We start from the raw sequence: 22,571 nt of genomic DNA, 5'->3' as shown, positions 1-22,571 counted from the left end.
ACGGATTTTCTCACTTTAAATTTCCATCATATTATTGAAATAAAACAATAATAAACTCTTGATTGACTGATCAATCAATAAAAACGATAATCAGCCAAATCCAAACAATTTTGTGAGACAGACATGCCTAAAGTGGGAATGGAAGAATTGCGCCGGAAAGACCTGATCTCGGCCGCCATTCAGACAATCGGTGAGCGCGGCTCACTTGATGTGACTGTTGCGCAAATCGCCCGCAAGGCCGGTGTATCGGCAGCGCTCGCGCATCACTATTTCGGCGGTAAGGATCAATTGCTATTAGCCACGATGCGCCACTTGCTGAGCGAACTCGGCACTGATCTGCGCCATGCCTTACAGGCAGCAGACAGCCCGCGTGCAAGGCTTTCCGCAATTATCAGCGTCAACTTCTCCGCCTCACAGTTTGCCCATGAAACGATTGCTGCATGGCTCACCTTCTATGCCCATGCCCAACAATCATTAGAGATGCGCCGTCTGTTGCGGATTTATGCACGCCGCCTGCATTCCAATCTGTGCTTTGCTCTGGAGCAGCTCACAGACAAACAGACCGCACAACATATTGCGGAAGGCACCGGCGCCCTAATCGACGGCCTCTATATCCGCCACGCGCTCGGTGCCGATGCGCCGGAAGCGCCGAAAGCCATTGCACTGGTCGAAGATTACATCACCGTGCAACTGGCACGCGCGCCATCCAAGCCATCCCGTAACCGGCATTAAGGAGTCCAGCATGGAAGCAGATTTCGTTATCATCGGCTCCGGTTCAGCCGGCTCAGCCATGGCCTACCGCCTGTCGGAAGACGGCAAGCATTCTGTAATCGTCATCGAATATGGCGGCACCGATATGGGGCCGCTAATCCAGATGCCGGCTGCTCTGTCTTTCCCGATGAATATGTCCACCTATGATTGGGGTTTTAACACCGAGCCGGAACCGCATCTCAATGGTCGTCGTCTGGTTACACCACGCGGCAAGGTCATCGGCGGCTCTTCTTCCGTCAATGGCATGGTCTATGTGCGCGGTCACGCCAAAGATTTCGACCATTGGGCTGAGAGCGGTGCCAGTGGCTGGTCCTATGCGGATGTGCTGCCTTACTTCAAGCGCATGGAACACTCCCATGGTGGAGAAGAAGGCTGGCGCGGCAGCAGCGGCCCGATGCATGTGCAGCGCGGCAAGCGCAGCAATCCGCTGTTCAAAGCTTTTAACGATGCAGGAAAACAAGCCGGTTTTGAAACGACAGATGACTATAACGGCTCGAAACAGGAAGGTTTCGGCCCGATGGAACAAACCATCCATCACGGTCGTCGCTGGTCAACCGCCAATGCCTATCTGCGTCCTGCCCTCAAACGCCGCAATGTGACACTGGTCAATGCTTTCGCCCGCAAAGTTGTAATCGAGAATGGCCGTGCGACCGGCGTTGAGATCGAAAAATCCGGCACAGTCAGTGTTATCAAAGCCAAGCGCGAAGTGATTATCGCCGCTTCCAGCATCAATTCGCCAAAGCTGCTGATGCTTTCCGGCATCGGCCCTGCAGAGCATTTGCGCGAGCATGGTATTGAGGTCGTAGCAGACCGTGCCGGTGTCGGCGCGAATTTGCAGGATCATATGGAAGTCTATGTGCAGCAGGAATGCCTGCAACCGATTACACTCTATTCCAGCCTCAACCTGTTTTCCAAAGCGCGTATTGGTGCGGAGTGGTTGTTCTTCAAATCCGGTCTTGGCGCAACCAACCATTTTGAAGGTGCTGCTTTTGTGCGCTCAGCTGCCGGTGTGGAATATCCGGATATTCAGTTCCACTTCCTGCCGGTTGCGATCCGCTATGACGGTAAAGCAGCAGCAGGTGGCCACGGTTTTCAGGCGCATGTGGGACCAATGCGCTCCAAGTCGCGCGGTTCGGTCACGCTTCGCTCCAATGACCCGAAAGAGAAACCGAAAATCCTGTTCAATTATATGTCGCATCCGGATGACTGGCGCGACTTCCGCCATTGCATCCGTTTGACCCGCGAGATCTTCGGCCAGCAGGCTTTTGATGCCTATCGCGGACGGGAGATTCAACCGGGTGATGATCAGGTCACAGACGAGCAGCTGGATAACTTCATCCGCACCCATGCAGAGAGTGCATTCCATCCGTGCGGTACTTGTAAAATGGGTTCAGTCAACGACCCTATGGCCGTGGTTGATCCGGAGTGTCGTGTGATCGGTGTTGAAGGTCTGCGTGTGGCTGACAGTTCGATTTTCCCGCGTGTGCCTTATGGTAATCTCAACGGCCCGTCGATCATGACCGGTGAGAAGGCTTCAGACCATATCTTAGGCAAAACGCCGCTGCCGCGCTCCAATCAGGAGCCGTGGATCAGTCCGCGCTGGCAAGTATCCGATCGCTAATTTATAAAGCTCATAGAATTTTGAAGGAATTTCCCATGCGCGCACAGCCGCAAGCCTCACATTTTATCAATGGTCAGTTCGTTGAAGACACGGCCGGAAAAGTATTCGATGTGATCTATCCTGCCACCGGCGAAGTCATTGCCCGCCTGCATGGTGCGACACAAGCCATTGTCGATCAGGCTGTTGAAGCCGCTGCCAAAGCGCAGGTTGAATGGGCGAAACTCAAGCCTGTTGAGCGTGGCCGCATTCTGCGCCGTGCCGCCGATCTGATGCGCGAGCGCAATCAGGAATTGTCGGAACTGGAAACACTGGATACCGGTAAAGCTATTCAGGAAACACTGGTGGCCGATGCGGCCTCCGGTGCCGATGCGATGGAATATTTCGGCAGTGTAATCTCCGGTTTCAATGGCGAGTTTGTCGAACTTGGCGGGCCTTTTGCCTATACACGCCGCGAGGCATTAGGTGTTTGCGTCGGTATCGGCGCATGGAATTACCCGATCCAGATCGCCTCGTGGAAATCTGCCCCTGCTCTGGCAATGGGTAATGCGGTGGTGTTCAAGCCATCGGAAAATACACCGCTATCAGCTCTGGCACTCGCACAGCTTTACAAGGATGCCGGTCTGCCGGACGGACTTTTCAACGTGGTTCAGGGCTTTGGTGATGCAGGTAGCGCACTCATCAGCCATCCTAAAGTTGCCAAGGTTTCGCTCACCGGCTCCGTGCCGACGGGCAAAAAGATCATGGCGCAGGCTGGCAGCGAGATGAAACAGGTCACCATGGAACTCGGCGGCAAATCCCCGCTGATCGTGTTCGATGATGCAGATCTGGAAAACGCTATTGGCGGCGCGATGCTCGGCAATTTCTATTCCACCGGTCAGGTCTGCTCCAACGGCACCCGCGTTTTCGTGCATGAGGCTGTTGCCGAGCACTTTGTGAGCCGTCTGGTTGAGCGCACCCGTGCTATTCAGATCGGCGATCCGCTTGATCCGAACACGCAGATGGGACCAATGGTGAGCCTTGCTCAGCGCGACAAGGTTTTGTCCTATATTGAGAAGGGCAAGGCTGAAGGCGCAAATCTGGTTTGCGGCGGCGGTGTACCAGCCCTGCAGGGACTGGAAAACGGTTATTATATCGAGCCGACGATTTTCACCAATGTCAGCGATGATATGACCATTGCACAGGAAGAAATCTTTGGCCCTGTAATGAGCATTCTGACCTTTAAGGATGAAGATGAAGTCATTGCCCGCGCCAATGATACAGAATTCGGCCTTGCTGCCGGTGTGTTCACCGCAGACAGCGCCCGCGGTCATCGTGTGATTGCAGCACTCAAAGCCGGCACCTGCTGGATCAATGCCTATAATCTGACTCCGGTAGAAGTGCCGTTCGGCGGTTATAAAAACTCCGGTATCGGCCGTGAGAATGGCCTCGCCGCCCTCTCCCATTACAGTCAGATCAAGACGGTCTATGTGGAAACCGGTAAGGTCGACAGCCCTTACTAATTTCCGTTTCGAGCCAAATAAAAAGCGGGCATTTTGCCCGCTTTCTTTTTATTTAGAGCTTCAATGCTCGCAACCGCAACGAGTTGGCAATCACTGAAACCGAAGACAGGCTCATCGCCGCCGCTGCAATCATCGGCGACAATAAAGTACCGGTAAACGGATAGAGCAGCCCCGCGGCCACAGGAATGCCCAGTGCATTATAGACAAAGGCAAAGAACAGGTTTTCCTTAATATTACGGATTGTCGCCTCTGCCAGATGATGCGCGCGGGCAATACCGGTGAGATCGCCTTTGAGCAGCGTAATCCCCGCACTTTCCACGGCCACATCAGCCCCTGTGCCCATAGCAATACCCACATCAGCGGCTGCCAGTGCCGGTGCATCATTCACACCATCTCCCGCCATTGCAACTTTTTTGCCTTGTTTGTGCAACTCATCAACCAGCGCTTTTTTATCTTCCGGCAGCACATCGGCACGCACATCATCAAGACCGAGTTTTGCCGCCACAGCTCGCGCTGTGCGTTCATTATCACCGGTTGCCATAATGATTTTCAAACCACGCGCATGGAGTGTGCGGATGGCTTCTGCCGCTGTTTCCTTAATCGGATCGGCCACAGCAACCAGACCTGCCAGCTTGTTATCAACGGCGACAAACATCGCGGTCTTACCTTCTGCCCGCAATGTATCAGCCTGCGCCTGAATGGCGGCAATATCCAGCCTCATATCCTGCATCATCGCAGGATTGCCGAGCGCAACTGCCCGTCCTTTTACCGTACCGGCAACACCTTTGCCGGTAATTGCCTCAAATTCATCAACATTATCGGTCTTCAAGCCTTTTGCTTCGGCACCGGCAACAATGGCTTCTGCCAGCGGGTGTTCCGAGCCTTTCTCAAGGCTTGCAGCCAGTTGCAACAGCTTGTTGTCATCAATACCGGAAACCGCCACCACATCCGTCAGCTTCGGACGGCCTTCTGTGAGTGTGCCTGTTTTATCAACGATCAGCGTATCCACTTTAGCCATACGCTCCAGTGCCTCGGCATCCTTGATAAGCACACCAGCCTGCGCACCGCGTCCTGTTGCGGTCATAATCGACATCGGCGTTGCCAGTCCCAGCGCACAGGGACAAGCGATAATCAGCACCGAAACCGCCGCCACAATGGCATAGATCATGCTCGGCTCCGGCCCCCACAGCGCCCAGCCAATAAAGGACAGGAGTGCAACGACAATAACCATTGGCACAAAATAGAACGAAATCCGGTCAGCCAGCCCCTGTATAGGCGCACGGGAACGCTGGGCTTTGGCCACCATATCCACAATCTGCGACAGCATGGTCTCTGCGCCGATTTTTTCTGCCTGCATGACCAGCGAGCCGTTTTTATTCACGGTGCCACCGATGACTTTATCGCCTTCAGTCTTTTCAACCGGCACCGGTTCACCGGTAATCATCGCCTCATCAACGGAGGAACGGCCCTCCACCACGATACCATCTACCGGCACACTGTCACCGGGGCGGATACGTAACTTATCGCCTGCCTGCACTTCATCCAGCGGCACATCGGCTTCACTGCCATCAGCCGCAATACGGCGTGTAGTTTTCGGCGCCAGATCAAGCAGAGCGCGGATAGCCGAGCCGGTACGCTCGCGGGCACGCAGTTCCAGCACCTGCCCAAGAAAGACCAGCGTGACAATAACGGCTGCGGCCTCGAAATAAACCGGAACCGAACCGCCATGTCCACGGAAGGAATGCGGGAACATATCCGGAAACAGAATTGCAACCACGCTGTAAAGATAGGCGGCGCCGACACCGATCATAATCAGCGTCCACATATTCGGGCTGCGGTTTTTAAAAGAGTCGATCCCGCGCTTGAAAAACGGCAGCGCCGCCCAGAGCACCACCGGTGTCGCCAGTATAAACTCCAGCCAGACCGTTCTTTGCTCCCCGATCCATTCACGGATCGGCAGACCAAGCATCGGCCCCATTGTGACAATCAGCAAAGGTATGGAACAGATCGCGCTTACCCAGAAGCGGCGTGTAAAATCTATAAGTTCAGGGTTAGGCCCGTCATCAAGCGACGGCATAACCGGTTCCAGCGCCATACCGCAAATCGGGCATGAACCCGGTTCATCGCGGATAATCTCCGGATGCATCGGGCAGGTATATTGCGCCCCTTTGATTGCAGGCGCGGCAGCAGATTGTGCAATGAGGTATTTCTCAGGATCAGCTTTGAATTTGCCGTGGCAACTATCTGAGCAAAAATGATATTCATGCCCTTTATAGGTCATATGCGGCTTGCCGGCGGCAGGATCGACCATCATCCCGCAAACAGGGTCTTTAACCCGAGTGCCACTCTCATGGTCGCCGTGATGATGCCCGTGATGCGCATCATCGGCATGGGTCGTATGCGATGCAGTATGCTTCATAAGAATCTCTCCTGCCTGTCAATTAACAGGCAGGATAAAGGTTCCCACTATAGCAAGGTCAAGCTATAGATTCAGCTTCTTCCTCATCGTCAGCGACCGGATTTTCATCCATCAGTTCTGCGTAATCGGCATAATCCATCTGCATACGGCGATAGACCAGATATTTTGCATCGTGATAGCCAGCGATTTCACCACTACGTGGCTCCAGCACTTCACCCTTGCCACTCATCGCTGCCATTGCTTCCGGCAAGTTCGCGAAATCACCGCTGGCAACAGCACCAAGCATGGCGGAACCCAGCAGCACTGGCTCGGCCTGTTCCGGCACCAGCACACGGCAACCGGTAGCATCCGCATGTTCACGCAAATAAAGCTGATTACGTGCCAGACCGCCGGAGACCACCAGCGTGTCAATCTCCATGCCTTCATGGCGCATTTCTTCAAGAATATGCCTTGTGCCATAGGCCAAAGCCTGAATGGTGGCGAGATAATCCAGCGCCAGATCATCAAGCTCATGATCCAGTGTCAGGCCGACAATCGCGCCCTTGCGCCAGCTTTCCGCCAGTGGTGAACGGTTGCCGTGGAAATCCGGCTGCACATGACGATGACGGGTCAGGGTTGCAGTTTCTTCAGCCATTTTGGCCAGATGCACATCCAGCAGATCAGCAATGCGCTTGCCCGGATTTTCGGCTGCAAGTTTCACAGACACCGCATGACGCGCAATCACCGCATCAATCAAAGCGCCTGCTGCCGACTGCCCGCCTTCATTCGCCCAAAGATCAGGCAGCAGCGCAGAATAATAAGGCCCCCAGACACCGGAGACAAAAACCGGTTCTTTGCTCAGAGCGATATGGCAGGTTGAGGTACCGGCGATCAGCGCCAGACGTTGCTCCGTTGCACTCACACCGGCATTGTCCTCAACGGCCAGCGTGCCAAGCGCACCGGAATAGGCATCGATCAGACCGGTGGAAACCGCGATACCGGCTTTAAGACCAAGCTCCGTTGCGGCCTGTTCAGACAATTGTCCGGCCAGTTCACCGGCTGCACCGAAACGGTTGCCGATGGCTGCAAAATTATCATCGCCTAGTTCTTCAAGGCCGATATTCTCAAGGAACGCGCTGTCCCAGCCCTCTCCGGCTTTGCCCCGATCACCGAGATAAGTCCATTTGCAAACCGGTGAGCAAAGCGAGCGCATATCGGTGCCGGTCGCACGGTGCACGAGCCAGTCCGGCAAATCCCAGAAAGCGGCTGTCTGTGTCCAGCTCTGCGGCAGTTCACGCTTGAACCAGCGGATTTTCGGCAGTTCCATTTCCGGCGACATACGACCGCCGACATGGTTCAGCACCTTGCCGCCAATTTCGGTAATCTCTTCGGCATCATTGATCGCGCGGTGATCCATCCACAGGATCACATCCTGATCCGGCTCGCCTTTCGGGCTGACAGTCACCGGCTTGCCTTCCGCATCCGCAACAACCAGCGAACAGGTGGCATCAAAGCCGATACCGGCAACGCTGTCAGCAGCGATTGCGGCTTCAGTCATTGTGTTTTTCACAGCCTTACAGATTGACGCCCAGATATGCGCCGAGCTTTGCTGCGCAAAATCCGCCTGCGGGCGAAAGGTTTCAATGGCACAGGCTGTCGTGCCCAGTAACCGGCCTTTGCTGTCAAAAATCCCTGCTCTGGCGCTGCCGGTTCCGACATCAATTCCAATATAGTGGCGCATCATCAATCCTCATGCACAGAAGAAAACTTTGATTCCGTGCTTACAACAATTTCATGACGTATCAATAGCACTGAAAAGAGTGCTATAAACAGATCAATGGCTCTCTCTTCCAAGCCCGTTTTGCGGCAGACCCAATCACTGACCATGACACCGCAAATGCAGCAATCGCTCAAAGTGCTGCAAATGAGCCGTGCTGAGCTGGAAGACTTTGTACAAAATGAAATAGAAGCCAATCCGCTTTTGCAAAGAGCGCCAAGCGGTGCGCTGCCCTCTTCCAGCACTTCGGATTATTCTGTTGAAGATTTCGGCAGTGTGCAACATTCACTGCAAGATCATGTGGCCGAGCAGATCAATCTGAGTATCAGAGATAGAACCGAACGGCATATTGCCGAGCTGCTTGCCGAGACTTTGGACGAATCCGGGTATCTTCATGCAGACTTGGCGCAGATCGCCAAGCGCCTGAATGTGACACCGGAACAGGTTATGCGTGTTCTGCGCCAATGTCAGGCTTTTGAACCGGCTGGGCTTTTCGCCCGTAATCTGGCGGAATGTCTGCGTCTGCAGCTCATTGCCGATGATCGCCTGACTGCGGAAATGGCCATACTGCTTAAGCATCTTGATCTGGTAGCGAAACGTGATTTCACTGCGCTTAAAAAGCTCTGCGATGTGGATGATGAAGAACTGGCGGAACTACTGGGCGAACTCCGTGGCTTGAACCCCAAACCCGGCCTGATTTTTGACAGCGCACCTGCGCTAACCATCATTCCCGACTTACTGGTCACCAAAACACCAAGCGGCGAATGGAGCATCACGCTTAATCCGCAGGCTCTGCCCCGTGTGCTGATGAATGAAGATTATAGCCGTAAGCTCAGTGACAATAGTCTTTCCAAAGAGGAAAAACAGTTTCTGCGAGCCTGCAAACAAAAGGCCAGCTGGCTCACACGCATTCTCGATCAACGCGCGCAGACGGTGCTCAATGTCGGTGAGCAAATTATCACCCACCAGCAAGGTTTTCTGGAAAGCGGTGCGGTTGCGCTCAAACCATTGACAATGCAGATGGTGGCCGATGCTATTGAGATGCATGAAAGCACCATCAGCCGTGTTGCCAATCAGAAATATATGCTGACCCCGCAAGGTCTGCATGAATATCGCTATTTTTTCAATTCGGCGATCAGGGGAAAAACCGGCGATGATATTGCCTCGGAAGCTGTGCGCAGCAAAATCCGCACGCTGATTGCGCAGGAAACCATCGACAGCATTTTGTCTGATGAAGCCATTGTGCAAAAGCTTGATGCAGATGGCATTGTTATCGCCCGCCGGACAGTTGCCAAATATCGAGAGGAACTCGGCATTCCCTCCTCCGCAAAACGACGGCGGGAAATGAAACTGCATGCCCAAAAAAGATAAGGCCGTATGGAGCGCATTCCGAAAAGTGTGGAGCGGTTTTCGGGATAAAATGCGCGTAAAAACAAAAGCTAGAGCGGTTTCAACGATTCAATATTTACTGAAACCGCTCTAGCCAACAACACGGCCTTATCCTTAAGCTATAGGCTCAGAAGATTATTTTGATGCTTTAACAGTGTTGTAGCTGTTAATCAGGTTGCGGTAATCCGGAATGTGGTTTGCGAACAGAGTGCCCAGACCTTCCACATCGTTACGCCAGTCGCGGTGCAACTCACAGGCAAGACCGAACCATGTCATCAGCTGTGCACCATTAGCACTCATACGATCCCATGCGGAATGACGGGTGATTTCGTTGAATGTACCGGACGCATCGGTCACCACGAAGACTTCGAAATCTTCAGCCAGAGCCGACAGCGCAGGGAAAGCCACACAAACTTCGGTCACAACACCAGCGATAATCAGCTGCTTCTTGCCGGTTGCCTTAACGGCTTTCACGAAATCTTCGTTATCCCACGCATTGATCTGACCAGGACGGGCAATATAAGGCGCATTCGGGAAAAGCTCTTTCAGCTCAGGCACCAGCGGGCCGTTCGGGCCATCTTCGAAAGATGTGGTGAGAATGGTTGGCAGGTTGAAATATTTTGCGAGATCAGCAAGTGCCAGCACATTGTTCTTGAATTTATCAGGATCAATGTCACGAACCAGAGACAGCAGACCTGTCTGATGGTCTACGAGAAGAACAGCTGCATTGTCTTTATCGAGGCGGTTATAAGGCTTGGACATTTTCAAAACTCCATGGTTTCAAGTTGATGAAATGAACCTACCCGCAAGACGAAAACTCCAAAAGATAGTTATTTGGAACCACAACGTCCCAAAAAAGAGACAATCAGGCTCTTTACAAAACCGGAAGGAAGACAGGCCTCCCTCCGGCATATCAACACGATTTATGCAGCGCTGAAACCATCAACACGGCAAACAATCAGATCATGATCGGAAAGCGGACGCTGATTATCATCCAGTGAAGAGATGATGCGGCTCTCAGTAATATTCAGACCCCGGCTCAGGAACCAGTCCAGTTTCATAGCCCGGTCAGGCCAGCGGGTAATCAGGCTCGGGCGTGTGGTCATCTGATCCAGCGCACCGCTGTGACGGATGAAACCGCGCTCGGCGGCGACGCGGAACAGACCTTCCGCCTCGAAGTCACCTTCCGCATGATTACCGGTATTGAGATCGCCGCCGATCAGCATTGGCATGCCGCCAAATTCTGCTTCCAGCGCATCAATCAGCTGTGCGACCTGTTTTTCGCGATAGGCTGCCGGAGATGCGCTTTCCAGATGCACAGATACCGCCAGAAACGGCCCGTCAATGGTTTCAATCACCGCGCCGATTGCATTGCGCTCCCCCAGTCGTGGCTGATCGCCGCCATTGAAGAACCACAGGCGCTCACCGGCCAGACGCTGTACAAAGATACACTGCATCGGCACAGAAGACATCAGTGCATTGCCGTGGAAGCCTTTTTCGTTGAAATCGTCTTTACAGAAGGAATGCTCGATTTCAGAGCCAAGGCCAAGCTCGATAAACTCCACGCCATAAGCATATTCCATAGCCATATGGCGAGCGACTTCCGCTGTCATGTTCTTCTGCGCGGTGCGCGCCATGCCATTGTCCATCTCGGTCAGCAGTGCCACGGCCGGTTTTTCTGCCAGCATTTTCGCAGCGCTTTCCTCAGGGAACAGACAACGCTCCAGATTCCACGCAGTGACATTAAACGGAAACGCCAGCGGTGCGGTTGAAGCAGCCTGACCGCCGGTTTCCACATGGGTCATACACTCCATGGAAACCAGCTTGGCATCATGCGCAGCCATGGTTTTATCCAGCTGCGTGATGCTCTGGCGTTCCTCATGGGATGGCACATCCAGAACTGCAACTTGTGTGCGGATCATGGTTTCAACAGTCATTACTTCAGTCATGTCATTTCTCAGTTTAATGCAATATTTCAGGCAGAAACAGCTTGGGCTGCTTTTACGTGGGTTGCGGCTGTTTGCGATAATTCAATGCGCTTGCCGCTCTGTTTATCAAAAAAGTGCAGTTTGTCGGGGGATACCGCCAGTCGCATCTGGTCGCGGATTTCAGCTTTTGGGGGCAGTGCGGCGACCAGTTTCTGATTGCCCGCATAACCATGCACAATGCGCTGTGCGCCCAGCTCTTCCACATAATCCGTACGGAATTGTATGGCCTGTTCATGGGCTTCAGCGATATGCAAATCTTCCGCACGGATACCGATTGTCACCTCGCCCTGCACAGATGGCTCTGTGTCGAGTTTCAGAATATCCACGCCCAGCATCAATTGTGCCTGATGCACAGTACCGTCAGCAAGGTTCATCGCCGGAGAACCGATAAAGCTGGCGACAAATGTCGATGCAGGCTTGTGATAAATCTCCAGCGGCGCACCGATCTGCTCAATCTCACCACCATTCAACACCACCAGACGATCAGCCAATGTCATTGCTTCCAGCTGATCATGGGTCACATAGATCGAGGTCGTACCAAGACGACGCTGCAACTGGCGGATTTCTCCGCGCATTGAAACACGCAATTTGGCGTCGAGATTGGACAGCGGCTCGTCAAACAGAAACACTGCAGGTTTGCGCACAATTGCACGCCCCATTGCCACACGTTGGCGCTGACCACCGGAAAGCGCACGCGGCTTGCGTTGCAGATAAGGTTCCAGTTCCAGCATCCGCGCAGCCTCGGCCACACGCGCCTCGATCTCGGCTTTCGGCGTTTTGCGGTTCCGCAGACCATAAGCCATATTATCATAGACGCTCATATGCGGATAAAGCGCGTAATTCTGAAACACCATGGCAATGTCACGATCTGCCGGTTCCACTTCGTTAACGGTGCGGTTGCCGATTGCCACCTCACCTTCCGAGATGGTTTCCAGCCCTGCCACCATACGCAGCAGCGTGGACTTTCCGCAGCCGGAAGGCCCGACCAGAACAATGAATTCACCGTCTTTAATATCGATATTTACTGCGCTGACGGCTTTGGTACCGCCCGCATAGATTTTCGATACATTTTCAATCTTAACCTGTGCCATTGAAGGCTCCTAAAATCTCTTACTTGTCGCTCTCGGTCAGGCCTTTGATGAACCAGCGCTGGAACACCACAACCACCAGCACCGGCGGCACCATGGCCAGCACGGCAAGAGCAAAAGCCTCGTTATAATCCGGAATTTGCGCCCCGACCCACACCTGCAAAATCTGCTTGATACCGCGCATCAGCGTGAAGAAGCTCTCATCGGTCGTCACCAGCATCGGCCAGAGATACTGGTTCCAGCCATAGACAAACATGATGATAAACATTGCGGCGATCATGGTGCGCGACAGCGGCAGCAGTATATCGATGAAGAATTTTACTGGTCCTGCCCCGTCAATACGGGAGGCTTCCAGCAATTCATCCGGCACCGATTTGAAGAACTGCCGGAAATAGAATGTCCCCGTGGCCGAAGCCAGCAGCGGCACGATCAATCCTGAATAGCTGTTGAGCATCCCGAAGGACGACACCACCTGATAGGAAGGCACGATACGTACTTCCAGCGGCAGCAGCAGCGTGGTGAAAATCAGCCAGAATGCCAGCGTGGCAAAGCGGAAGCGGAAATAGACAATCGCATAGGCAGCCAGCATCGACAGCACAATCTTGCCGATGGCAAAACCGAGGCCGAGGATCAGCGAGTTCAGCAGCATCCGCGATCCGGTGATCTGGCCGGTGAAACCACCCTCACGGGTCAGCACATTGCTATAGGTTTCCGTGAAGTTACCACCCCAGCTCAGAGACAAACCGTTGGAGTGAATATCCGCTGCCGTATGGCTGGAAGTGGTGAAAGCCACCACCACCGGCAAGATCAGAAACAGCGCTCCGGCAAGCAGGATCAGATGATCGGTAATCTTAACTTTATGCATCTCGTCACCTGCTCAATTATAGTGGATGCGCCGCTCGACGAAGCGGAACTGCACGATGGTCAGTGTGAATACCACCACCATCAAGATGACGGATTGTGCGGAAGAACTGCCGATGTCATTGCCGCGGAAGCCATCCATGAAGACTTTATAGACCAGCGTAATCGGATTATTGGCGGCCTTGTCCTTCACCATCACGTCGATCACGCCGAAAGTATCGAACAGCGCATAGGTGATATTGATAATCAGCAGGAAGAACACGGTCGGTGCCAGTAAAGGCAGAATGACCGTGCGGAAACGGCGTGCACCGGAACGGCAATCCATCACCGCAGCCTCACGCACCGAGGCGGGAACCGCCTGCAAACCGGACAGGATGAAAATGAAATTATATGGAATCTGCTTCCAGACCGAGACGACGATCATCGCAAAAGCAGTGTCGAAATAGTTCAGCCCGACTTTCATATCCCAGCCAAACCATGCAGCCATTTTCACAAACGGACCGATATGCTGGTCGAAGATCATCATTCCGATGAGACCGGCAACCGGCGGCGCAATGGCATAGACCGAGATCAACACAGTTTTATAGGCAGCATTGCCACGGATCACCGCATCGGCTTTCACCGCCAGCAACATGCCAATGCCCAGCGACAGGGCTGTAACAATAATCGTAAAAATCGCCGTAAAACCGGCAATGCCGCGATATTCAGGGCTAACCAGTACATCCGTATAGTTTTCCAGTCCGACAAAGGTCGCACCGAAACCGAACGGGTCTTCAATATAAAAGGACGACTGGATGGCCTGAACAGACGGCCAGTAGAAGAAAATCAAAACAACAGCCAGCTGCGGCGCCAGCAAAAGATAAGGTAGCAGGCGTGAATTAAACTGCACGCGCTTGGCTGCTTCTGGCTGTTTTGCATTGCCGAACAGTGGCAAGCGCGAGAAGAACGCAGCGAGCTTTGAAGGTTGAGAAGTCTGGATATATGCCACGCGGCAAATCCCCGTCTTTTTGAGAAGCATCTATTAAAAACGGGGTCAGGCATGACTTGCTCCGACCCCGTTCATCACATTGAGAGAAATCTCAGTTGTTAGTTCGCGGTCTTTGCGAAACGGGTCAGCAGATCATTGCCTTCTTTTTCGATGGTCTCGAAAGCTTGGCTTACAGTGGTTTCACCAGCGAAAATACGGTTATACTCGCGTTCCATGATGGTACGAATCTGCGGGTAGAAACCGAGGCGGTAGCCTTTCGACCAGTCACCGGACTGCAGCATCAGCTGCTTGATGCCAACTTCGGCAACCGGTGTCTTTTCGTAATAGCCTTCAGATTTTGCCAGTTCATAAGCGGCCTTGGTGATCGCCACATAACCGGTTGCCTGATGGTAATATTTCTGCACTTCCGGTGAAGTCAGGAACTGGAAGAAGTCAGCCACGCATTTGTTTTCTGCATCCGGCTTACCGGCCATGGCGAACAGAGCCGCACCACCGATAAAGCTGTTGGTGCCTGCACCGTCAATGGCTTTCCAATAAGGCAGGAAGTCGGCGGAAAATTCCATTTTCGCGGTTTTCTGCAGACCACCGAAAGAACCGGAAGAACCGATCCAGAAGGCAACTTTACCTTCATCAAACGGCTTCTGATTATCTGCCCAGCCTGCACCGTAGAAGCCGAAATAGCCCTTATCAGCCCAGTCTTTCAGCTTTTCGAACATCATGATGAGGTTCGGATCAGTCACATTCAGCTTGGTGTCCTGAACACTGTCATAACCGTTATTATTGGTGGCGAACTGAATGTTCTGACGGGAGAAGAAGTTCTCGGTGAACTGCCATGTCAGCTGAGAAGCGGTGAGCGGAATGTAACCGGCTTCTTTAAGCTTCGGTGCAACGGCTTCAAACTCTTCCCAGGTCTTCGGGGCTTCAACACCAGCCTTTTTTAGCGCTTCAGTATTGATATACATGATCGGCGCGGAGGAGTTGAATGGCATACCAACAAACTTGCCATCCGGTGCCGCATAGAAATAACGCACACCTTCGATGAAGGCTTCACGATCAAACTTGTAACCGGCATTGTTGATCAGGTCTTCAGCAGGAACTGTTGCACCTTTTGCATTGATGATGGTGGCTGCACCGGCATCAAAAACCTGAAGAATATTCGGCTGTTCGCCGGAGCGGAATGCAGCAATACCGGAGGCCAGCGCTTCTTCATAAGAGCCTTTGGAAACCGGTGTCAGCGCGCAGGACTGCTGGGATTCATTGAAGCGCTTGGAGATCTCATTGATCACGTCAGCATTCGCACCACCCATGCCGTGCCACCAGCTGATATTGGTTGCAGCCATTGACGATGTTGCAGAGACGGTGAGTGTCAAAGCGGCGATAGAAAGTTTTCTGAACATTACAGATCCCGTTTGTTGAAAAACTGGTTCCGCAATAGAGGGTGGATATGACACCAAATTAACAGGAATGAATCAGATTTATGAAACACACCGAAACCGGCGAGTTGCATAAATCTGCCACTGCCTGCCCTGTGCAAACTTAAGCAGGCCTACCTTACGGCAGGAAAATGAAATCCAGAATGATCGTGGAAAATAACAGGCCAATCATCACATATTGAAATCGCCTGCGCTTAATATTCATCGCAATCAGAATAACGATGGTTTCCAGCACCATGACAACCGGCAGAACGACCATATTATCGGTGTCGTTTTTAATGAAGGATGTTCTGATCTGCTCAAAAGACTGCATACTGTTGATGAAAATAAAGAGAGCAAAAAGCCATTTCTTTCTCGAAAAGAAATAGGTCTCGTAATCCCCGTATTCTTTAATGTCATCCGGCGTCAGGGTAACGCAGATGAAAAACAGACCAAAGACATAAAACAGCTCTAAGATATAAGTAACAATATCATAGGTTTTGCTGTTGCTCTCGATGAGATAATCCCACCAGAATTGAATAATCCATAAAAATACAACCAGTATCCAGCCGATGTGGATATAGGATATCTTGTTCTTCGAAGGGTGCTGAATAAATTTGGACGCGAAGACCAGCAAGCGCGACAGGCACAGGCTTATGCCCATGCCATTGATAATGCGCATATGCGAAAAAACATCAGCCTGACTGACAAGAATATCCGTTGCCATTGGCAAGCTCCCCTCCGGATAAGCGCATTATAAACTGCCGGATCACATCCCCTCCGGCTGTCATTTTATTTACTAGTAAATTATCAGCTCAAATGATGCCGACATAGTCAGAAGCAGAGCACCCAGAATTGCCAGAATCAAGCCGGTTCTGAAATGTTTGGATGCTTTAACAACCAAGCCTTTGTCATCGTTTTGTCCCGCATCACCATGCAGGGATGTGGAGAACAATACGACCAGCAAACCGATCAGCAGTGTGAATGAACCCGCAGCACTCAGCAGATCACAGATAAAAAGCGTTAAATTGGTATTGGTCATAGAAGCTTCACCGGACAGATTACAAAACTACCCGTGATGGTTATAAACTCTGCCCGCGCATGACAAGCCTGAAGATTTCAATAGATCATAATGTTGAACAATAATTCCCACCATAATTTATGCGCTTTTCTGATGTCATGCAGAAACAACACTGGTCTTATCTTCAGTTCATGCGATACAACGCATGAACTATTAAAAGATGCAGCAAGCATGAATAAAAATACGGAGGAGCGCTCAAGATGCATTATGCGCGTATTACCGAGCGTTTGAGCAGCAAAGGCTCACACAAATGGGCTGTCCATATGCGCGCCCGCGAGATGAAAGCCGCAGGCGAAGATATTATCGAGCTGACCATCGGCGAGCCGGATATTCCGACACCTGCCGATATGATTGATGAGGCTGCCCGCTCCATGCGCGCAGGCCGCACCCGCTATACCAGCGGCCGTGGGGAGCCGTCGATTCTTGCAGCTCTGTCTGACAAATATTCGAAGCGTACCGGCCGCAAGATCAGCCAGCAGCAGATTCTCTGCTTTCCGGGTACACAAAGCGCACTGGCAATCGCCATGCTTGGTCTGGCCGAAGAAGGTGACGAAGTCATCACCACCAATCCGTGCTATGCGACTTATGAAGGCGTGATTAAAGCAACCGGTGCCACACCGGTCTATGTGCCGGTCAGTGAAACCAACGGTTTCCGCCTGCAGGCTGCCGATCTGGAAAAGGCGATTACACCACGCTCGCGCGTGCTGTTGCTCAACTCACCGCATAACCCTACCGGTGCCATGCTGAGCCGTGAGGAAATCGCAGCCATTGGCGAAGTCTGCCGCAAACATAATCTCTGGATTATTTCCGATGAGGTTTATGAATTGTTGGTCTTTGACGGTGAATTTGCCTCTCCGCTTGATCTGCCAGAACTGGCCGAGCGCACCGTTGTGGTTGCCTCGATTTCCAAATCCCATTCTGCTCCGGGCTTCCGCAGCGGCTGGTGCATCGGACCGGAAGAATTTACGGATCGCCTGCTGCCTTTGTCAGAATATTTACTGTTCGGCGTACAGCCTTTCATCGCAGACATGACTGCCTATGCACTGAGCCGTCCGGCAACTGCGGCTCAGCAAATGCTTGAAAATTTCTACCGCCGTGCGCAAATGATTTCCGAGCGGCTTGATGATCATGCCGGAATTTCCTGCAAGATCCCGCAGGCAGGCATGTTCATTCTGGCAGATATCCGCGCCACCGGCATGACCGGTGCGGAATTTGCGATGCGCCTGCTGGAAGAAGAAAAGATTGCGACTATGCCCGGCGATTCCTTCGGCAGCAATCTGGTAGGCTTCTTGCGTCTCAGCCTCAGCGTGGCGGATGATCAGATTGATGCAGCCTGTGCCGGTATGGTACGGCTTGCACAACGTATCACACTGGAAAAAGCAGCCTGATTTCACCTCCTTCCAATACAAAGCCCGCCTCATCACTGAGGCGGGCTTTTTGTTTTTCATATCGGTTTTAGCGGATCAGTGTCACATGCTTGGCACCAAATGCCCAAAGAATACCGCGCACGATCAGCAAAGCTGCAATCACAATCAGCATAATACAGACCGAGAAAGCCGCCGCCTGATTGACCGCCCCGCGATCAGACAATTGCAGCACTGAGATCGAGGCGACCTGCGTTGCCGGTGTGGTGAGAAAGATCACCGCAGACAGCGACACCATGGTGCGCATGAAGAACAGAACACCCACGCCCAGTAATGTCGGCCACAACAGCGGCAATGTCACTTTACGCAAAGTGGTCAGCACGCTGCCGCCGAGCATTGTTGATGCTTCATCAAACGAACCGCTGATCTGTTTCAGACTGGTTGAGGAGATCAGGAATGCGTGGGCGTGGTTATAATAGACGCTGAGAATAATGATCAAAGCAAAGCTGCCATAGAGGAAATGCAGCGGGTTGGACGGATTGTTAAAGGCCAGTACATAACCAAGCCCCAGCACCATACCCGGAACGGCTGACGGCAAGATTGCCAGAAATGCCAGCGGGCCGGTGAGCGGATTTTTGAACTTCTGCACCGCAATTGCTGTCATACCGGCAATTGCAACGCCCAGCACAGCAGTTGCCAGACTGATCTTCACACTGTTCCACAAAGGCGCTGTGCCATTCTGCACATCAAACTGATAATGCTGAAGCGTAAAGCTCATATTATATGGCCAGAGCTTGACGAAGCTTGCCAGCACCACAATCAGAATGACACTCAGGATCAGCGCCATTGTGAAATAGGCATAAAGCCCGAGCAGCAGATCACGTTTGCCTGACGGACGCACAACCATCGGCCGCGCCTGTGAAGTGAGCAGTGCCTGTTGCTGTTTGGTCAGGCGTTTTTCAACAATCTTGGCGGCAATGGCAGGCATCAGCAGCACAATACCGATCACCGCGCCAAGACCAAACTGCGCCTGCCCGATCACCTGATTATAGACTTCCGTAGCCAGCACGTTGAAATCGCCGCCGATCACCATCGGATTACCAAAGTCAGTCATCACCAGATTGAACACAACGAAACAGGCTGCCGCCAGACCATAACGGGTGGCAGGCAAAGTTTGGGTGCGGAAGATACGCCATGGCCCTGCCCCCAGCACTTCCGCACTTTCATGCAGCCGTGCATCGCTGACAGCCAGCGCTGCCGAAAGGATCAGGAAAGCATAGGGAAAAGCATAAAGCGCATTAGCAATCACCACACCCCAGAAACCATAGATATCAATATCCATGCCCATCCAGCGGTTGAGAATACCGTTACGGCCGAGCAGCAGCACCAGCCCCTGCGCCTGCACCAATGACGGAGCAAAGAGAGGAATAAGCGCTGCCATCCGCAACAGGGATTTAAACGGCACATGGGCACGTTGCAGCGTATAGGCATAGGCATAGGCCATACCGGTCACAATAATGGTACAGGTCAGCGCCATACCAAGACTATTCAGCACCAGCGTCCAGAAACGCGCGGTGGTAAAAGTGCGGGTAAAATTGCCGAGACCAAAACCTTCCGGCGTGCTGAAACCCAGCACCAGAATGGCCCAAAGCGGCATGACAAGGAAAATCAGGATCAGAGCTGTAATCCCGATCGTCATCGCCCAGGAAATGAAATTGTCGCTAAACAGACCGCGCTTTAAACCGGCACCGGTCGTTGTGCTTACAGAAGCCTCCGCGCTGCTCATGACAGCACCCGTAAAGCATCTGCCGGCAGATGCAGCGTTACTGCATCACCTGTTTGCGGCAAGTACCCTGCTCTGTTGGCGGTGCCGTGCATTTCCACACTGATTTTAACGTCCGGCCGTTTATCCGGCACCACTTCCAGCCGCGATATATGCCCCAGATAAATCTGACTGCGGATGGTTGCCGGAAAGTGATTATCATCCGGCATGGTTTGCGTTGCGGGCAGCAGGCTGACGGCCTCAGGCCGGATACCGACTTTACTGACCGTTGCGGAACCGGAAACTTCAGCAACATCCAGTTTCAGTACTTTATCGGCAAAATGCAGGCTATTACCGGCAGTCTTGTCCAGCGGCAGAATATTCATGCGGCCGATAAAATCCGCAACAAAGCTGGTTAAAGGCTGCTGATAGAGCGTCTGCGGCGTACCGGTTTGTTCAATATGTCCGTCTTTCATCACCACGATCACATCGGCCATCGCCAATGCTTCTTCCTGATCGTGCGTAACCATAATGGTGGTAATGCCAACCCGCTTTTGCAGCGCACGAATTTCATTGCGCAATTCCTCGCGCACTTTAGCATCCAGCGCGGAAAGCGGCTCATCAAGCAGCAAGAGTGAAGGATTGGGAGCCAATGCACGGGCAATAGCTATACGCTGTTGCTGACCGCCGGACATTTGCGCCGGTAGTTTCTCGGCCTGATTAGCCAGATGCACCAGATCCAGCATTTCACGCACCCGCGCTGCAATCTGTGCTTTTGTCCAGCTCCGGCATTCCAGCCCGTAGGCAATATTGCGCGCCGCCGTCATATGCGGAAACAGCGAATAAGACTGAAACACAACACCGAAATTACGTGACCGTGCAGGTGTGTGCGACAGGTCATTATCACCCAGCATAATCCTGCCGGAATCAATATCTTCCAGCCCCGCAACGGCACGCAACAAGGTTGTCTTGCCGCAACCGGAGGGCCCGAGAAAACATACCAAAGAACCATGCGGAATATTCAGAGAAACATTATCAAGGGCTTTCACTGCGCCATAGCTTTTAATGACATTCTGAATGTTCAAATCCATTGGTATATTTCCTTTGGTATTTTGTTTTTATGGACGCAGCTGAAAATCCCTGCGTATTCCCCGTTGCATGAAATTTCATGCAAATGCTTATCAGATCGATTCAAGCTGCAGCTTTAAATCTCTGTTTTTCGTATGTTTTTTACAGCGCAGAAAACAGCTTGCTCAACGCTTTGAAAGCCGAAAGAGCAAGACCGGACAGTTGCAAGGCTGTCCGGTCTGTTTAACAATTAGCGCTCGTATTTCTTCTGCCATGTTTCAATGATCTTTGTGCGATCATCGGCTGCGGCTTTGAAATCAACCGCATACATAACCTTAGACACATCTTCAGGAAGACCGGCTTCTTTGAACTTGTCCGGCATTGCGCCGCCCGGAATCGTTACAATGGCTTTCCACTTGTAATATTCGTCGGCAGCCTGCTTGCTCACAGTCCAGTCGAGAAAACGTTTGGCTGCGTCTTTGTTCTTGGATGTTGAAACCAGCGCATTGGCTTCCAGTTCATTACCCGCGCCTTCTGACGGGATCACCATGGTGATCGGATAGCCCTCGGCAATATTCTTGATGGCACGCAGTTCAAAAGAGGCACCAACAGTATATTCGCCCATTGAAGCGACGTTGCACGGCTTGGAACCAGATTTGATATATTGCGCTACGTTCTTGTCGAGACTGTCGAGGAAAGCCCAGCCCTTTTCTTCGCCCATCTGCTGGATCAGCGAGTCAATCTGGATATAGCCGGTGCCGGATGATGCAGGGTTCGGCATCACCACTTCACCTTTAAAGGCAGGGTCAGTCAGATCGGCCCATGACTTCGGCATTGTCAGGCCTTTGGATTTCAGGCGCTCATTGTTGACGCAAAAAGCAGCCATATAACCGGTAACCGCAAACCAGCGATCTTCCTTATCACGGAACTGCGCAGGCACAGTGTCGATATTCGCAGGCTTATAAGGCTCCAGCGTTTTAATAATTTCAGGATTAAACAGCGAGGTAACTGCAACGCCCCACAGCACATCATGTTGCGGATTTGCCTGTTCGGCAATGATACGGGCAACAAGATCGCCATTGGACAGGCGCAGCATATTAATATCCAGATCAGGCAAAGCTTTTTTCGCCTCGGCGAGGAAAGCTGCGGCCTCATCTTCTTCATAAACAGTATAAACCGTCAGCGTCTCTGCCAGTGCAGAACCGGCCATCAGAGTCGCAGCCAGCGCACCCAGAGTTTTCAGGTAAGTCTTGCGCATATCAAAGCCCCCATCCCATGGATTTTGTTTGAGTTTTTATAAAAAGTTCCCGCACATAATGATGAAATAGCCACAGATATCAATGCGAAACTTTGAAAACACACCGGAACACGCTGCGCTTGCCCCCTCCCGCTGCAGTCATTCCCGTGGCCTCATTGGTCGCATAAACATGATCTCAGAATGAGACCATTCTTCAGACAATGCTCCGCACAACCTCACAGAAAGGCACATCTGTCAGGTCAGCTT

Annotated in this window: 18 protein-coding genes; 5 read left to right on the top strand and 13 right to left on the bottom strand. The window is 52.3% G+C overall.

The features are described 5' to 3' along the window. Nucleotides 1-123: 123 nt before the first annotated feature. The 3 genes from betI to betB are packed head-to-tail and all read left to right on the top strand — an operon-like array spanning nt 124 to nt 3,891. Nucleotides 124-732, top strand: coding sequence for a transcriptional regulator BetI (gene betI / locus K1X45_RS14810; RefSeq protein ID WP_220159298.1), 609 nt, complete (start codon nt 124-126; stop codon nt 730-732). Nucleotides 733-742: 10 nt separating this feature from the next. Then, nucleotides 743-2,392 (top strand): choline dehydrogenase, encoded by a 1,650-nt coding sequence (gene betA, locus K1X45_RS14805; protein WP_220159297.1) that lies wholly within the window; start codon nt 743-745, stop codon nt 2,390-2,392. Between the two features lie 35 nt (nt 2,393-2,427). Continuing rightward, nucleotides 2,428-3,891, top strand: a complete 1,464-nt coding sequence (betB, locus tag K1X45_RS14800) for a betaine-aldehyde dehydrogenase (protein WP_220159296.1) — start codon at nt 2,428-2,430, stop codon at nt 3,889-3,891. A 52-nt stretch (nt 3,892-3,943) separates the two neighbouring features. On the opposite strand, the gene K1X45_RS14795 is transcribed toward betB, so the two are convergent. Together K1X45_RS14795 and K1X45_RS14790 are read right to left on the bottom strand one after the other, a co-directional pair. Continuing rightward, the gene (locus tag K1X45_RS14795; protein ID WP_220159295.1) at nt 3,944-6,310 is read right to left on the bottom strand and encodes a heavy metal translocating P-type ATPase; all 2,367 of its coding nucleotides are present in this window, start codon (nt 6,308-6,310) and stop codon (nt 3,944-3,946) included. A gap of 58 nt (nt 6,311-6,368) precedes the next feature. Then, nucleotides 6,369-8,033, bottom strand: a complete 1,665-nt coding sequence (locus K1X45_RS14790) for an FGGY-family carbohydrate kinase (RefSeq protein ID WP_255560446.1) — start codon at nt 8,031-8,033, stop codon at nt 6,369-6,371. Between the two features lie 93 nt (nt 8,034-8,126). Between K1X45_RS14790 and rpoN the strand changes: the two genes are divergently transcribed. Beyond that, nucleotides 8,127-9,437 carry an RNA polymerase factor sigma-54 gene (gene rpoN, locus K1X45_RS14785; protein ID WP_220159294.1) on the top strand — a complete coding sequence of 437 codons (1,311 nt, stop codon included), beginning with the start codon at nt 8,127-8,129 and terminating at the stop codon, nt 9,435-9,437. A gap of 153 nt (nt 9,438-9,590) precedes the next feature. On the opposite strand, the gene ycaC is transcribed toward rpoN, so the two are convergent. The 8 genes from ycaC to K1X45_RS14745 all read right to left on the bottom strand — a co-directional run bounded on the left by ycaC (nt 9,591) and on the right by K1X45_RS14745 (nt 16,834). Next, nucleotides 9,591-10,217, bottom strand: a complete 627-nt coding sequence (gene ycaC, locus K1X45_RS14780; RefSeq protein ID WP_022710061.1) for an isochorismate family cysteine hydrolase YcaC — start codon at nt 10,215-10,217, stop codon at nt 9,591-9,593. A 161-nt stretch (nt 10,218-10,378) separates the two neighbouring features. Beyond that, the gene (locus tag K1X45_RS14775) at nt 10,379-11,404 is read right to left on the bottom strand and encodes an endonuclease/exonuclease/phosphatase family protein (protein ID WP_370627047.1); all 1,026 of its coding nucleotides are present in this window, start codon (nt 11,402-11,404) and stop codon (nt 10,379-10,381) included. Nucleotides 11,405-11,430: 26 nt separating this feature from the next. Further along, a complete protein-coding gene (locus K1X45_RS14770) occupies nt 11,431-12,534 on the bottom strand; it encodes a sn-glycerol-3-phosphate import ATP-binding protein UgpC (RefSeq protein ID WP_220159293.1) in 1,104 nt (367 codons plus the stop codon). A 19-nt stretch (nt 12,535-12,553) separates the two neighbouring features. Then, complete coding sequence (gene ugpE, locus K1X45_RS14765) at nt 12,554-13,396, bottom strand: sn-glycerol-3-phosphate ABC transporter permease UgpE (protein ID WP_075654522.1); 843 nt, start codon at nt 13,394-13,396, stop codon at nt 12,554-12,556. A 12-nt stretch (nt 13,397-13,408) separates the two neighbouring features. Then, nucleotides 13,409-14,380: a carbohydrate ABC transporter permease gene (locus tag K1X45_RS14760; RefSeq protein WP_255560445.1), complete on the bottom strand. Its 972-nt coding sequence runs from the start codon at nt 14,378-14,380 to the stop codon at nt 13,409-13,411. Between the two features lie 98 nt (nt 14,381-14,478). Further along, a complete protein-coding gene (locus tag K1X45_RS14755) occupies nt 14,479-15,777 on the bottom strand; it encodes an extracellular solute-binding protein (protein ID WP_220159291.1) in 1,299 nt (432 codons plus the stop codon). Nucleotides 15,778-15,931: 154 nt separating this feature from the next. Further along, entirely contained in the window at nt 15,932-16,519 is a 588-nt protein-coding gene (locus K1X45_RS14750; protein ID WP_213597052.1) for a hypothetical protein, read from the bottom strand. A gap of 72 nt (nt 16,520-16,591) precedes the next feature. Beyond that, nucleotides 16,592-16,834: a hypothetical protein gene (locus K1X45_RS14745; protein WP_220159290.1), complete on the bottom strand. Its 243-nt coding sequence runs from the start codon at nt 16,832-16,834 to the stop codon at nt 16,592-16,594. 239 nt (nt 16,835-17,073) lie between these two features. Between K1X45_RS14745 and K1X45_RS14740 the strand changes: the two genes are divergently transcribed. Next, nucleotides 17,074-18,261: a pyridoxal phosphate-dependent aminotransferase gene (locus tag K1X45_RS14740; protein ID WP_220159289.1), complete on the top strand. Its 1,188-nt coding sequence runs from the start codon at nt 17,074-17,076 to the stop codon at nt 18,259-18,261. 67 nt (nt 18,262-18,328) lie between these two features. On the opposite strand, the gene K1X45_RS14735 is transcribed toward K1X45_RS14740, so the two are convergent. The 3 genes from K1X45_RS14735 to K1X45_RS14725 form a co-directional block, all read right to left on the bottom strand. Then, nucleotides 18,329-20,023, bottom strand: a complete 1,695-nt coding sequence (locus K1X45_RS14735) for an ABC transporter permease subunit (RefSeq protein ID WP_220159288.1) — start codon at nt 20,021-20,023, stop codon at nt 18,329-18,331. Continuing rightward, on the bottom strand, nt 20,020-21,090 hold the full coding sequence (locus K1X45_RS14730; protein ID WP_220159287.1) for an ABC transporter ATP-binding protein: 1,071 nt from the start codon (nt 21,088-21,090) through the stop codon (nt 20,020-20,022). Before K1X45_RS14730 ends, K1X45_RS14735 begins: the two co-directional genes overlap by 4 nt. Nucleotides 21,091-21,317: 227 nt before the next feature. Then, nucleotides 21,318-22,325, bottom strand: a complete 1,008-nt coding sequence (locus K1X45_RS14725) for an ABC transporter substrate-binding protein (RefSeq protein ID WP_022710073.1) — start codon at nt 22,323-22,325, stop codon at nt 21,318-21,320. Nucleotides 22,326-22,571 lie beyond the last annotated feature (246 nt).

This window comes from Pseudochrobactrum sp. Wa41.01b-1, assembly GCF_019464455.1.
GTDB lineage: Bacteria > Pseudomonadota > Alphaproteobacteria > Rhizobiales > Rhizobiaceae > Pseudochrobactrum > Pseudochrobactrum saccharolyticum.
Note: the sequence above shows the minus strand (reverse complement) of the source record. Positions and strands in the feature narration are given on the sequence as shown.

Coding starts and splice junctions, on each gene's coding strand:
- rpoN (WP_220159294.1), top strand. CDS start 8,127: ATGGCTCTCTCTTCCAAGCCCGTTTTGCGGCAGACCCAATCACTGACC.
- K1X45_RS14775 (WP_370627047.1), bottom strand. CDS start 11,404: ATGACTGAAGTAATGACTGTTGAAACCATGATCCGCACACAAGTTGCA.
- K1X45_RS14790 (WP_255560446.1), bottom strand. CDS start 8,033: ATGATGCGCCACTATATTGGAATTGATGTCGGAACCGGCAGCGCCAGA.
- betI (WP_220159298.1), top strand. CDS start 124: ATGCCTAAAGTGGGAATGGAAGAATTGCGCCGGAAAGACCTGATCTCG.
- K1X45_RS14755 (WP_220159291.1), bottom strand. CDS start 15,777: ATGTTCAGAAAACTTTCTATCGCCGCTTTGACACTCACCGTCTCTGCA.
- K1X45_RS14750 (WP_213597052.1), bottom strand. CDS start 16,519: ATGGCAACGGATATTCTTGTCAGTCAGGCTGATGTTTTTTCGCATATG.
- K1X45_RS14725 (WP_022710073.1), bottom strand. CDS start 22,325: ATGCGCAAGACTTACCTGAAAACTCTGGGTGCGCTGGCTGCGACTCTG.
- K1X45_RS14745 (WP_220159290.1), bottom strand. CDS start 16,834: ATGACCAATACCAATTTAACGCTTTTTATCTGTGATCTGCTGAGTGCT.
- K1X45_RS14770 (WP_220159293.1), bottom strand. CDS start 12,534: ATGGCACAGGTTAAGATTGAAAATGTATCGAAAATCTATGCGGGCGGT.
- betA (WP_220159297.1), top strand. CDS start 743: ATGGAAGCAGATTTCGTTATCATCGGCTCCGGTTCAGCCGGCTCAGCC.
- K1X45_RS14795 (WP_220159295.1), bottom strand. CDS start 6,310: ATGAAGCATACTGCATCGCATACGACCCATGCCGATGATGCGCATCAC.
- ugpE (WP_075654522.1), bottom strand. CDS start 13,396: ATGCATAAAGTTAAGATTACCGATCATCTGATCCTGCTTGCCGGAGCG.
- ycaC (WP_022710061.1), bottom strand. CDS start 10,217: ATGTCCAAGCCTTATAACCGCCTCGATAAAGACAATGCAGCTGTTCTT.
- K1X45_RS14730 (WP_220159287.1), bottom strand. CDS start 21,090: ATGGATTTGAACATTCAGAATGTCATTAAAAGCTATGGCGCAGTGAAA.
- K1X45_RS14735 (WP_220159288.1), bottom strand. CDS start 20,023: ATGAGCAGCGCGGAGGCTTCTGTAAGCACAACGACCGGTGCCGGTTTA.
- betB (WP_220159296.1), top strand. CDS start 2,428: ATGCGCGCACAGCCGCAAGCCTCACATTTTATCAATGGTCAGTTCGTT.
- K1X45_RS14740 (WP_220159289.1), top strand. CDS start 17,074: ATGCATTATGCGCGTATTACCGAGCGTTTGAGCAGCAAAGGCTCACAC.